Annotated in this window: 5 protein-coding genes; 2 read left to right on the top strand and 3 right to left on the bottom strand. The window is 35.4% G+C overall.

Annotated elements, in window-relative coordinates; genetic code table 11:
• Window positions 1-27: 27 nt before the first annotated feature.
• Window positions 28-1,563, bottom strand: a complete 1,536-nt coding sequence (locus ACFSJT_RS16860) for a RagB/SusD family nutrient uptake outer membrane protein (protein WP_378321513.1) — start codon at window positions 1,561-1,563, stop codon at window positions 28-30.
• Window positions 1,564-1,582: 19 nt separating this feature from the next.
• Window positions 1,583-4,804, bottom strand: a complete 3,222-nt coding sequence (locus tag ACFSJT_RS16855; protein WP_378321512.1) for a SusC/RagA family TonB-linked outer membrane protein — start codon at window positions 4,802-4,804, stop codon at window positions 1,583-1,585.
• 529 nt (window positions 4,805-5,333) lie between these two features.
• Between ACFSJT_RS16855 and ACFSJT_RS16850 the strand changes: the two genes are divergently transcribed.
• Window positions 5,334-6,209 (top strand): AraC family transcriptional regulator, encoded by an 876-nt coding sequence (locus tag ACFSJT_RS16850; RefSeq protein WP_378321511.1) that lies wholly within the window; start codon window positions 5,334-5,336, stop codon window positions 6,207-6,209.
• A 125-nt stretch (window positions 6,210-6,334) separates the two neighbouring features.
• On the opposite strand, the gene ACFSJT_RS16845 is transcribed toward ACFSJT_RS16850, so the two are convergent.
• On the bottom strand, window positions 6,335-11,218 hold the full coding sequence (locus tag ACFSJT_RS16845) for an Ig-like domain-containing protein (RefSeq protein ID WP_378321510.1): 4,884 nt from the start codon (window positions 11,216-11,218) through the stop codon (window positions 6,335-6,337).
• Window positions 11,219-11,581: 363 nt separating this feature from the next.
• Between ACFSJT_RS16845 and ACFSJT_RS16840 the strand changes: the two genes are divergently transcribed.
• Window positions 11,582-14,260, top strand: coding sequence for a GH116 family glycosyl hydrolase (locus tag ACFSJT_RS16840; RefSeq protein WP_378321509.1), 2,679 nt, complete (start codon window positions 11,582-11,584; stop codon window positions 14,258-14,260).
• Window positions 14,261-14,268: the final 8 nt, after the last annotated feature.

The following is a 14,268-nucleotide window of genomic DNA, read 5'->3' as shown; positions in this document are numbered from 1 at the left end:
AATAGCTAAAACAAAATCAAACTAATATTAATAACCATCATTTTGATTAAGATTTGGGCTTTCTACTACTTCATTATCAGGTAACGGGAAATTTATATTTCTTTCTAAAAATTGAAAAGTTGGGTCAGAGGAGTCAAAATCCCAAGTAGTGAGATCTATTTCTCCAGCTATATGTCGTCTTCTAAGATCATGCCATCTGTGGCCTTCTTCTACTGCCAATTCTAATCTTCTCTCATTAAAAATGATTTCTAAAGCTTCTTGAGCAGTTGCCGGAACGGCTAAATTAGCAGGAATAGCAGAAGGTGGGGATACAGAGTTACGAGCTCTTTCTCTAATTTGGTTAACCAAATCAATGGCCTGATCTAGACTACCATTTGACCGTACTATGGCTTCGGCTGCAAGTAACATCACATCTGCATACCTAAGAATTCTTGGATTGTTATTAGATAAAGCCTCGCCGGGATCGGTAACTTCGGCTATCTCATCATACTCTTCCCCTACATACTTTATTACATTGAAAATATCCTCATTTGGGTTAAAGCTTAGAGTTAATCTAGGATCATCATCTTCATAAGAATTTAATAATGAAGACGTAGCTGTATAAGTAACTCCCGGGATAAATGAGGGTAGTGGTGAAAAGTAGCCGTAAAACGCATTAAGCGAACCATTGGCGGGAAAATCATCTGTTCCTGACAATAACCAATCATTTATTTTAGGATCAGAATTTCTTGCTGCTTGAAATTCAAATAACGATTCTATATTATTTTCTGTTTTGGCATCAAAATTATTTGTATAATTTGGAGCTAAACTAACTCCAGACATTGAGTTAAAAACGGTTAAAGCTTGAGCGAAATCTGCATTATTTCCAGTTACAGATCCTCTGAACACCAAAACTTTAACCAACAAACCTTTTGCAGAATTACTAGTGGCCCTTCCTAAATTTGCATCGTCCCATACATCCGGTAAAAAATTCTGAGCTTCAGTCAAATCTTGAACTGCCTGATCCAGTAACTGGGTTCCTACGGAATTAGGAGGAAACGCATTACCTAAATCTACTATTCTTTCAGTAACCAAAGGTGCCGTCCCAAATGTATTCCATAATTTCAGATACATTAAAGATCTTAGAAATAAAGCTTCCCCCCTATGTACATTGGCTAACTCTGGTTGGTTGGTATATGCAAAGCTTTCATTTTCTTCTATCTTTTGTAATAAAGTATTTGCCCTGGCTATTAACTGGTAAGTATATTGATATGTCAACCCGATACGACTATCGAATTGGTCTAAGAGACTCAAATTTTCAAAAGGTCCACTATTATTACGTGTTAAATCATCTGAAGGCAGTAAATCAGTTCGTTGTAAAAAATTTTGAACCTGAAATTTATAGAAAAAACTTAATTTCTGATATACACCAAAAACAGCTTGTGTCATTTCAGTTTCATTTCTAAAGAAATTGGATTCTGTTGGCTGGCCTATAGGTTCTATATCCAAAGTCTTATCTTCGTCACACCCAAATTGAAGCGTAAAGAATAATCCTATTGCTATTATTAAAACTATTTTTTTCATATGAATAATCTTTTATCTTTTAAAATCCAATATTTAAACCCATAGTCAATGTAAAGGGTGTAGTATCATCTTCAGGGTCAAGTCCGGTATAAGGTGTAATAACAAAAACATTAGAGAGTGTAGAATAAACTCTTAAATTGTTAGCTCTAAATTTCTCTAAAATTTCTGGCCCGAAGGTATAGCCAAGGGTCAAATTTTGCAATCTCAAAAAGTCTGCATCCTCAACCCAACGATCTGAAAAACGATTATTAGCAGCAGGATCACTTGCTACAATTCTAGGATTATCATTAGACGGGTTCGATGGCGTCCAACTATCTAATACCGACGTAAAATAATTATTCCCAATACTTCCAATAGCTTCACCACGTTCTTTTTCCCTATTATATTTTTGTACATCTCCAACTCCCCTAAAAAATACTCCTAAATCGAAGCCCTTATAATCTAGGCCTAAATTAATTCCATAATAATATCCGGGAATTGTTTTGCCTAAATACGTTCTATCCTGTGAAGTCAATCGCCCATCAGCTCCCGGGGTACCGTCAATCACATCATCAGATTCGGTATTTAAATCTCTAAATCTAAAGTCACCAGGAGCAGCCTGATTTGATCGATCTGTGCCGTCTATTGCAGTTCTATAGGCCTGGACCTCCTGTTCATTTTGCAAAATACCATCTGTCTGAAAACCATACAAATACCCTATTGGCTGTCCTAGGGCAATCCTACTCTGATCAGATCCTTGAGGAGTATCGTTGAATAATTTCGTTACTTCATTCTTCACTGTGGTAAGATTAACATTTGCATTAAATCCCAATTTACCAAAGTTGTCTGAATAACCCATGGATAATTCAAAACCTTTATTCTCAACAGTAGCTAAGTTTACAACGGGTTTTGTTAAAGCCCCGATAACTAACGGAATGTCTATTTCTTGTAGAATATCTTCAGTTTCTCTAAAATAGTATTCTGCGGTAAAATTTAGTTTGTTATTAAACAAAGTTCCATCCATCCCAATATTAGTACTTGTTACGGTTTCCCAGCTAGTATCAATCACTGGAAAATCTCCAAGAGCCGCTCCTGGATTGAGCGTACCATCCCCAGTAGGGTAAGACGGATTATTATTAACTAAAGAGAGAAATGCAAAATCTCGAGTTTCTTGATTTCCAGTCTGCCCATATCCCGCCCTTATCTTAAGATCATTTAACCATTTCAGATTTTGCATAAAGCCTTCTGAAGAAATTCTCCAGGCAACAGCAAAAGCAGGGAAAGTACCCCATTTAAACCCGTCTGCAAACTTAGATGAACCATCTCTTCTTATGGTACCATCGATATAATATTTACTATCAAAATTATAACTCAATCTTGCAAGATAACCTTGCAATCCAGATTCATTTCTTACTAGAAATCCAGATCTATTTTCGGCGGCCAATGCCTCTTCAATACTACGTTGCTCAAAGCTTGTAATCCCAGTGTTTGTTGCTGCGACATTAGAAATATCCCATTGTGTCTTTTGATCCATAACATTTAAAGTCACATCAAAATTATGCCTTCCGAAATTTTTGTTGTATCCTATTAAAAATTCAGAAGTCAAATTATAATTTGTAGTTAAACGTCTTGCAAAATTATCAGGTTGTATGGGACCTTCCCTAAACAATCCTGACTGAGGTAACCTTAATTGATCTCTCCTATTTGTATAATAATCAATACTTACCGTCCCTCTTAATTTTAATCCTGGAAGAGGGTTTAGCTCTGCATAGACCGAACCTAAGTTACGTATCAGTAACGATCTTTGTTCCCAAAAAGGAGCGTAACCAAAATAATTTGCTATTGTACCGTTTCCAAATCCTCCAGGACCACCAATAGTTGCAAATCCTTGAGGGCCATTAGGATCCTCTATAGGTTGCCAAGGTGCAGCAAAAGTGAGTGTTCTAAAAAGATTACTATCAAATACCACTTCGTCAGGAGAATCGGTAATGGCTATACGGTATGACTGCCCTAATTTTAACCAATCAGTTACTTTATGGTCAGAATTTATGCTGAATGAGTATCTTTCAAATTCAGTATCAAAAAGAACATCTTCCTGGCCTGTATAACCTACGCTTACCGCATAGTTACTCTTATCAGACCCTCCGGTTATAGAAACATTATAGTCTTGAACTACCGAAGTATTTCTTACACCTCTATCAACCCAATCAAATGTTGGGTTATTTCCCAAAAATTCTGAAGAATTAGGGTCATACAAAGATCCAAACTGATCATCCTCTCTTGACTCAGCCGGGTTATTGGTCCAAGCTTGATTGGCGACATCGACATATTGACTTGTGGATAATGTGTTGTATCTTTTTGTTAACGTTTGAATCCCGAAGCGTTGAGAAAAGTTTACATTAGTTCGACCTTTGGTCCCTCTTTTTGTTTCAATTAGAATAACTCCGTTAGATGCTCTTACACCATATATTGCGGTAGCCGATGCATCTTTCAAAACAGTGACTGATTTAATATCGTTTGGATTTATCAAATTTAGAATATTGATCGATCCTCTATTATCTTGGGTTCGGGCATCATTAGAGGCAGCTCCACCTTCTATTACAGGGACACCGTCTATAACATATAAAGGATCATTAAATCCCAATGTAGAAACCCCCCTAATTCGCACATCTGGACGGCTATTTGGATTAGATCCCGGATTTGAGATAAATACACCAGGGAGCCTACCTTGTATAGCGAACTCTGGGCTAGAATTAATTTGAGGCGATAACTCATCTGCTGATAATGTAGAAACGGCTCCTGTCAAATCTTTCTTTGCTCGTGTACCGTAACCAACAACAACGATTTCATCTAATTCGCTGGCATCTTCTTCCAAAGTTATATTAATGGTGGTTCTTGAACCAACAGGAACTTCTTGTGCGATAAAACCGATATAGCTAAATACCAAAATATCATTGGTACTGGCTTGTATGCTATAATTTCCATCAAAATCTGTAGAGGCACCTATTGATGTGCCTTTTACCAAAACTGATGCTCCGGGAAGAGGGCTTCCATTACCGTCAGTTACTGTTCCACTTATCAAAGATTGGACTGAGAAGTTATCAACATCTATATTATTAATTGCAGTTTTTGTGTGAGTTTCAGCATAAATTGACGACAACTGAAAAAACAACAAAACGAAAAATAATTTTCCCCGTATTATTCTCAACCTGGAATTTGAATTATCCAAAATGCAAGAATAATTTTCGATTTGTTTATCCATAATTTGATTGTTTGATTATAAACTATTTTAATTACTTTATTATTATATTCTTGGTTATGGTTTTGGTTTTTTAAGAGAATTTCAATAATTTTTAACAATATTTATGAGTCTAATACGTTTCCAAATTATCTTAACACTAAATTAACGTGATTGCTCATTCAACTATAGTATTATTTTGTCATTTACCTATGTTATTTTGTATTAATTTATCATACGCCTTTAAATTTCTAGTTTGTATTTCCGATAGATATTTAAAATCTATCCTATCCCTCTGAAAATTAATTCAATTAACATTAGACGACCCTGGTTTCTTTTGTTTATGTCAATATTTAATAACACTTTAATTTACAGTAATTTACATTTAATAAAAATTGTGTTTTTAATACTTTTTGGATCATATTCCTATACTTTCGCTTTCTTAAAACTTCAGAACTAAATTTGATTCTGAAATATTTCGACGCATTTTTTGTTTATATTGTATTGATATTATTTTGTCATAAATTATTAAAATTTAAAGATTATCACTTAAATGGAGATTTACAATAGGATACATAGAGAAATTACTCCTTTATCTAATCAGGATAGCTTTGTAGTTTTTGATCGAGTTAAAGAGGAATTTGACTTTCCGTTGCATTTTCACCCTGAATTTGAAATCAATTATATCAGAAACGCCAAAGGTGTTAGAAGGGTTGTAGGTGATTCTATCGAAGAAATAGACGATATAGAATTGGTTCTAATTGGTCCAAATTTATATCATACTTGGGAACAACATAGTTGTAAAAGTAATAATATTCATGAGATTACTATCCAATTTGATGAAGCGCTCTTTTCGTCATTACTATCTAAAAGAATTATGAAACCTATTAAAAGCTTATTTGAAAGATCGGCTCACGGTATTCTTTTTTCGAAAAAAATCTCATTAGACTTATCAAACAAAATCGAAAAAATATCTAAACTCGATGGTATCGATTATTTTATATCCTTATTATCAATTCTTTACGATATGGCAAATTCTAGAGAGCAACGATTACTTTCTACACATACAGGATTTAGTAAAGATTTTGATAACAATGATAAGATCAAGATAATTTACGATTATATCCATGAAAACTATATGAACAAGATTACTTTGGACGAGATTTGTAGCCTGGTTAATATGAGTAGTGTTTCTTTTAATCGTTTCATTAAAAAAAGGACTGGAAAAACATTCGTAGAATATGTCAATGACATCCGCCTTGGCTACGCGGCAAGATGGTTGATCGAAAAAGACTTGAGAGTATCAGAAGTAGCTTATTTGTGTGGATTCAACAGCATAGCGAATTTTAATCGTTTGTTCAAAAGAAGTAAAGGTTCTACCCCGTCAGATTTCAAAAGAGATTTTTCAGGTATAAAAAGAGTGCTTTAGTTTGAGTTTGTCTCATTTTACTGTTGAGAAAAGGCATTGTACTAAGATTTAGGTAGATTTGAATACAAAAAAAGCGTCTAACATATTGTGTCAGACGCTTTTTAGCAAAATCAATTTAAATTATTTTACTCTTTAATAATTTTATATTCAGTACTCTTCGGCCCTTCTGTTATTTTCAAAACATAGATACCAGACTGTAAATTACTAGTGTTTAATGTTGCTTTACTTTCTTCTGCAGTAAATTTTTGTGAGTTTAATAAAATCCCGTTAAAAGAATACAATTCAACGCTCTTCTTATTCACTTTATTTGCAGACTTAAATCGAATATGTAATTCGTTATCTACAGGATTAGGGTAAATACTAACATCAGCATCCATATTGATTTGACCTTTTAAACCATTTATGGTATCTGAAGGAATGTAATTAGTATTTGACGTTAATTCTATCTTATCGATTGGTGTTGCATCCTCTCGCATGTAAATACTGAAAGTGTGAACCCCCGTATTGGCAACGTTAAAACTAAATCCAGCCTTAGACCATGTCCATTCTGTTAATGCATCGGGCATATTCCAATCTGCTATTAAAGCGCCATCAAATGCTGGAATTATAGAATTATCTGCTCCATTTGGTGATTTTTGTCTCACCCAAATATAATGTGTCCCTGTTTTTACAAAATTAATTTCAAAATCAAGTCTTGGGCCATTTAAAGTGCCTGCGGAATTAATATTTCCATTATCGGGAACAATCATAAAACTACCATTACTAGCTGCTGTATCATTTTGTTGCTGCCAAGACATAGCTGCAAAGGTTCCAGTTCCATTTGACTGAGAGGTAGCTTCCTCTGCTTCCATTGAAACTAGTCCATTATCGTCTTGAGTGTAGTTTACACCGGGAGATGTACCTCCAGATGTAGTTATGCTTAGCCTGTCCAAGTTAGGTCCGCCATTAAACGTATTGTTGGCAACCAAACGAATTACATTAGTACCTTCATTTATGATAGCTCCGTCAAATGATGTAGTTGTTGCAATTCCCCATCCACCAGAGGTAGGAAAATCCACGGTACCTACAAGTGTTCCGTTAATAAATAAATCACAAGCTCTGTTATCACCACTTCCATTAGTATATCTGAATTCTAAATTGGCAGATGAGCCTGTAAGATCTACAGTCCATTCAGCATAAGAGTTATTTCCTCCATAATCTACGTATCCTGTACCTGAGTACCAAGTACCTGCCGATTGTGTCGAAGTGCCTGATTGAGCCGTAAATTCTTCGGCCTCTATATCAACCGAAACTCCGGGACTACCTCCATCACCTGAAGTAGTTACAGACAAAGCAGTACTTCTGGAGGATTCATTTCCTGCTGCATCCCTGGCCGATACGGTAACTGAATAATTAGTATTGGCAGATAAACCACTCACTGTTGTATTTTCGTCAGTAGACCTCTTGTTATAAACTCCATTCAAATAAATACTATAATGATCCACTCCAACATTATCAGTAGAAGGATTCCAATCTAAAACAAAACTTGTTTCAGTAATAGCTGATGAAGTCAATCCATTAGGAACTGAAGGGGCCTGTGTATCTCCTGGAGAAGATGCATCTTCTATATCAACGCAATAGTTGTCGACCAGCAAAATATCAGAAGAAGTATACGCCCAAACATTGATGCTTACTGTTCCTTCCGGAGCATCGCCCTGTACATAGTATTCCTGCCAATCAGTACTAGTTATCTGCGAATTGGTAGATCCAATAGTTTCGCCTGCAGCATCTTTAAAATCAAATCCAGAGCCAGACCAACCAATTGTGCCATTCACTTTGGCGCTAAATCTAACCACAACATTCGTTCCAGCGGATAACGCTTGAGAAAAACGTTGTTCTATACCTGATTCGCCAGTTAATTGTAAAGAATTGTTTCCTTCAACAGCATCAGTCGATGTGGTTGGACTACCAGAATTCGTAGTCCAATTAGTAAGACCAGATTCAAAACTATGATTTTTTAATGCTGAAGAGCAAGTAAGATCAACTACTGTTACATTTACATTGAACGTTTTATTTCCATCTTCTGTAGTCGCTTTAATTTGTGTAGTACCTAAACCAATAGCGGTTACTTTACCATTTTCATCTACTGCTGCCACGGCAGTATTATTAGAAGACCAGTTTACCTTGTCATTTGAAGCATTATCTGGTTTGACTATTGCCGTTAATTGCTTTGATCTTGCAATAGGCATTGTTAAAGAAAAAGGCTTAACTTCTACGCTCGTAACTGGTATGAAAACACCTCCTACGATTACCTCTTTATCAGCTCCTGCTGTAGGTATACTTTTTCTACCCTTATCGTCATAAGCTACAGCGGTTACTAAAACTTGAGTTTGCGGAGCAACCTGGGGATCCCATTCTATCCTAAAATTATTAGCCTTATCAGCACTTCTGCCTATAAAGTGCCAATCATAGTAATAATCAACGTAACGGGTATCTGAAGAAGCATTTGCAGTTAGGGTCACTATCCCTTCTGGCAATACATCTCCGTTAGTTAAATTTAATGATAACGTTGGTCTCTCGTTCAATCTATAGCTTGTTGCATTTGGGTTTGCTTTTGCTTTAACAAAACCAGTTGTATATGCCATATGATTGTTTTGCTGCTGTACGGTGAATTCACCACCTTGGATACTAAAACGATTATAAGTTTTTCTTTCTGTTCCTGGCCAAGCTCCTATGGTTCTTAAATCAGGATAAGATTCTGCTTGCGCGTAGAATTCAGAAAAAATACTATTAAAAAACCAATATCCCGTATTAAACGTTGCTGAGAAATAAGATGTATGACCTATAAAACTTTCTGAAGAATATACCATGCTATTGTAATCACTTGTAAGATATGAATTAGGTGTAAATATCCAGTCATCATATCTTTCCCCCAAACCTGATATAAATACCATACTCATTTGGTTTCCTCCTAAAACATAATTATAAGCATTATGCATTAGATCCAGATATTTCTTATCATTGGTCAGTTCATAAGCTATAGGAACCAAAGTCATTCTGGAAGTATTAGGTCCTCCCAATTGAATAAATTGAGGATCTTCTATAGGTTGTCTGAAGGCGTTATCTTGTATTTCACGAACTTTATTGGTTTCTACCGAGTTAATCACGTAATCTTTAATGGTGTTTTTGAAGGTAGCATCAAGATTAGGGTGATTATTAGGTAACAAAGCGTAAATCCCAGCAGCAACATCAATATCATTTGGATTTGCCCATTCACCATCTCCTTTTTGTGGATCCCACTGAAATTCTTCTTTAAAAATTGTTTGATACCTGGCTTCGCCTGTTGCTTTGTATAATGCCGAGGCAGCAAAAGCACGAATCCTTCTTGCTGCATTCCTGTAAGTATCTGTTACCAAACCTATATTATTTTCAGACCATTCAAAAGCACTCTTGGCCTCTGCAATCCAAGAGGCAGCCTCTGGATGGTTTCCAGAATTGGTTAATTGATGAAACTCATTGAGACAAGCAGCATAATATGCAGAATTTCCTGCGTGGTAGAAAGTCATTCTTGGATCTTCTCTAGCAACATACCAAGTTCTATCATCATCCCAAGCTGGTGTTCCATTTCCATCTGTAACTCCATCACGACCCACATAAAGTGGTACTCCACCGCTACCTCCTGCAGATTTAAGGATTTCTCTTGATCTTTTACCATATTTTACCAGCCAACTTGCTTCGTCTAAAAGATCCGGAACACCATTATTTCCTTCATCAATCCACGAATCACTTTCATTCCTTTTATATCTATTTCCAATCTCACCATCTCTAAATTGATCAGGAGAAATGTCATAAAGCATCATTAATAACATAGGGACTCTACTATGGTTATTATAACCATCAAAATCACCGGCATCAAAATAATAACCGTAAATTCCGCTTACATCTACAGCCCTATTGATATCAAAGGGAACTATTAATTTATCATCTCCTTCTTTTAAACCGTGTCCGTCTCCTGGATTCCAAAGATTATCCCATTTCCAGTTGGTTCCGTGATAATCTGCAGGAATTATCTTACCGTCATATTGTTCTTTAAATACACCTTGTCGTTGCCAGAACAGTCCTTTCATCACATAATAGAATGGTTCTTTGGTCACATCATTAGAAATTTCAAAAGGAAAAGATCTTCCTATTCTATCAACTACTATTACATATTCTCCTGGAGAAGTAACATTACTAAAATCACATTGCCATACATCGGCCTTTGAATAATTTCCGGTACTCCCAAAATCAGGATGAGTTGATTCCTTAACAGATTTGTCCAATCGTTTTTCTATGGTGCCAGTATATACAGTACTTCCGGTAGAAAAATTAACAACCCTAAACTCTGCGCCGGCATAGTCATCTAATTCTAAGCCACCGTCACTATGTTTAGAAGTATTAAAATCCCCCATCCATTGAGATAGATACGCATATTTTGCAGAATTTGAAGGAAAACCAATTTGATTTACATGTATCGTTTCTGATCTTACTGTATTCACATCAAATGTAAATTTTGATTCTTCTATGTTTTGAACAACGTCATTATTTGTAATAGTATAAGTCATTCCATCTTTTAACGGTTGCGGCAATTCGATATATATCCAATGTCCTAAAAATATATCTTCTTCACCGTCGCCGCTATTTTCATCGTTGAAATCTATTCCTTTCGATTTCCTTCCAATATTTATCGGTCTTTGAGCTGAGTTGTACGAAGCATCCTCAGAACTTTTGATGCTGTAATTTCCTAAATTCATCGCTTTTGCGACGTCTAGAGGTTGCCCATAGGGTATAATGTCCGCAGGTGTCTGCCCTGCGCTATAAAGATCCATATGACCTTCTTCAATATACAGTAATAAAATTCTATCCGTAATCGGTGAAACTTCGATAAGATCTTGTGCCGTTATTTTAGTAAAACTTAAAAAAGTTAAGCATAAAATAATGAACGCACTCCACCCTTTTTTCACTGGGGTAATGATTTGTGTGTGTTTCATAATTATTTTTTTGGGTTAATTGTGAATACAAAATTGATAACATTTATGTTGAGACACAAACAAGAATTTTTCATTAACCGATACTAAATTGTCAATAAATTATAGCAAAAACTGAATTAACCGTAAATAACACATAATAATTATGGGATTCCCTTAATTTTAGGGGTGCCAGCGTATTTTACGAAAGACTTTTTTGTAATTGAAAGAATGTATACGCTATCAATCGGAATTACTCATTGAGAAACTTTACAACAGATAAACAGAGTTTGTGATTTCATTAATAAATGACAAAAAAGTATCATTCATTCGCTTTTCTAATATGTAATTTTCATTTTTAACGACTTAGATACTTTTAAAATGTCAATGTTCTCTAATTTTAAACAACAAATCAATTTTTTCGTAAGCGTTCTTTTGTGTTTCATTACTCTTGCTCAGTCAAATTCACTATCAAAGCCAGAGGTATCTCATCGTTCACATCGTGTACGCAGTGGTGTTGCGCTTGGAGGATTAGGAACAGGTAGTATTGAACTTAGAAAAGATGGAAACTTTTACAATTGGTCTATTTTTAATAACTATCCTTCTGGTACAGGTTCTATTTTAGATTTACCAATAAAACCCTTTTCTAATGATCATAATTCTTTTTTATTTTTCCTTGTGAGATATAAAGAAGCAGGAAAGCAACCTAAAATTAAACTCCTTCAACATAGCGATGGGATTGATCAAGGTGGTTTATTAAATGAGAGCCCTATCTATTATTTTCCGTGGTTAACTCCGATCGAAACAATAGAGTACCACGCAAATTTTCCTTTTGTAAAAATGACATTTTCAGATAACGAAATGCCTTTTATGATATCGCTAGAAACTTTTTCTCCTTTCATTCCTCACAACCCCGACGATTCTAGTATTCCTGTAGTTTATTTTAATTTTTCTATAACTTCAAAAACAGACACTCCTCTAGAGGTCGAAATCATCGCTACACAAAGAAATTTAGTTGCGTTTGATAAGGGAAAGAAGTTCTTTAAGACCGAAATTCAGAAAAAAGATGGGTATACCTTTTTTAAACATGATGTTGGTGGTGTCCCCACTGATCATAATACATACGGCCATATGGGATTAGGGGCTTTTGGAGAGCAAGACGTTTCTTATTACACCGGTTGGGCACATCGACACCCCTTTATGGAAAAGCTTTTAACATCTTCAAAGCTAGCCAACATAGATGATACCAAAAATCGTAATAAAACCGCCCCTGATGGCACACAGATCGCTTTTACAGGCGATGATAATAATCAAATATTGAAAAGTTCTATCGCCATTACTAAAACTGTAGTTTCGGGAAAACCTGTAAAAGCCGATTTTTTTATGTCCTGGTATTTTCCTAATGCCTACGGAGCCGTCAACGGTAAAAGAAATAAGAAAAAGAACACGTTATTGCCAGGTGATAAAGGCTATGAAATTGCCCTGAAGCAAACAAACATCGTAGGAAGATACTATGAAAATAATTTTAAAAATGTCGAACAAGTAAATTCATACGTTACGAAAAACAAAAAATCGCTTTATCAGAGAACAAAACAATTTACGAATGATTTTTATGAAAGCTCTGTTGAACCATTTATTTTAAATCAGGTAAATTCACAATTAAATACATTAGTTACATCAAGTCAATATGATAAATCCGGTCGATTTGCGATACAGGAAGGAATGACAGCTAATCAAGCCTGGGGACCTTTTGCGACTACCGATGTTTCACTTTATGGATCGGTAATGACACTATCCCTGTTTCCTGAATTACAAAAATCTATGATGAAGGCTCATAAAGTGCTACAAACCGAAAAAGGTGAAATCAACCACGGACTGGGATTCGATCTTGGCAAAAATAAAAATGGGACTTTTGGAGTATATGAACGGGTAGATTTAGCACCAAATTATATTCAATTGGTTTTAAGAGACTATTTGTATACGAATGATACTTCATATCTACGAGAGATGTGGCCTTCTGTTAAATTATCGATAGACTATGTATTAAAAGAATTAGATAAAGATGGTGATGAGATGCCAGATATGCACGGTATCATGTGCAGCTATGACAATTTTCCGATGTATGGGTTATCATCTTATATCGTAAGCCAGTGGATTGCTGCATTAAAAATGGCTGCCATTGCTGCAAAGGATATGGGGGAAGAATCTCTGTCAAAAACATATGAGAAAATTGCCAACAATGGAATTGATTTAATAGACAGTCAATTATGGAATGGTCAATACTACAGGTTATCAAATGATTATTTGGGAGAAAAGGGAAAAGATGAAGGTTGTTTAACCGATCAATTATTCGGGCAGTGGGTGGCACATCAAGCGGGTTTAGGAAGATTATTTGAAGAGCAAAAAATTAAATCTTCTTTACAAACCATTTTGGATTATTCATTTATTGAAGAAACCTATTTACGCAATTGTACCTGGCCAGAACACAAGCTCTTTTATCCTATGCACGATACAAATCTTTGGGTAGATCAGGCAAATACCCCATGGACGGGTGTAGAACTAGCTTTTGCAGCCTTTCTAATTAGAGAAGGAATGATAGATCAAGGGAAAAATATCATTCAAGCTGTTGATAACCGCTATCGCAAAGCAGGCTTGTATTGGGATCATCAAGAGTTTGGCGGACATTATTATCGCCCTATGTCTGCATGGTCCGTTATCGATGCGCTCAGTGGATTCAATATTGTTAAAAATCAATACACCTTTGATCCCAAAACCAAAGAGAATACCTTTACCTATTTTTTTAGTGCGAATACCGGTACAGGACAGTTTTTAAAAGAGAAAGGAAAATTGAAGTTAATTTGTAAGCAAGGGAGTCTAACTTTGTCTTCATTAAAATTACCTTCTGAATTGTTGCCAAAACTAAATACAGCCAAAATCTCAACATCTACAAATCAAAAGATTAACGGTAAATGGAATAAATACAAACATGATGACTCCGAATTTCTTATCATTGAATTTAAAGATAACATTCAATTAAAACCTGCTGATTTTATAGTTATAGAATAATCCATATT

The organism is Aquimarina celericrescens (assembly GCF_042682765.1).
Taxonomy (GTDB): domain Bacteria; phylum Bacteroidota; class Bacteroidia; order Flavobacteriales; family Flavobacteriaceae; genus Aquimarina; species Aquimarina celericrescens.
This window is presented reverse-complemented; position numbering and strand designations above follow the sequence as displayed.

Coding starts and splice junctions, on each gene's coding strand:
- ACFSJT_RS16840 (WP_378321509.1), top strand. CDS start 11,582: ATGTTCTCTAATTTTAAACAACAAATCAATTTTTTCGTAAGCGTTCTT.
- ACFSJT_RS16850 (WP_378321511.1), top strand. CDS start 5,334: ATGGAGATTTACAATAGGATACATAGAGAAATTACTCCTTTATCTAAT.
- ACFSJT_RS16860 (WP_378321513.1), bottom strand. CDS start 1,563: ATGAAAAAAATAGTTTTAATAATAGCAATAGGATTATTCTTTACGCTT.
- ACFSJT_RS16855 (WP_378321512.1), bottom strand. CDS start 4,804: ATGGATAAACAAATCGAAAATTATTCTTGCATTTTGGATAATTCAAAT.
- ACFSJT_RS16845 (WP_378321510.1), bottom strand. CDS start 11,218: ATGAAACACACACAAATCATTACCCCAGTGAAAAAAGGGTGGAGTGCG.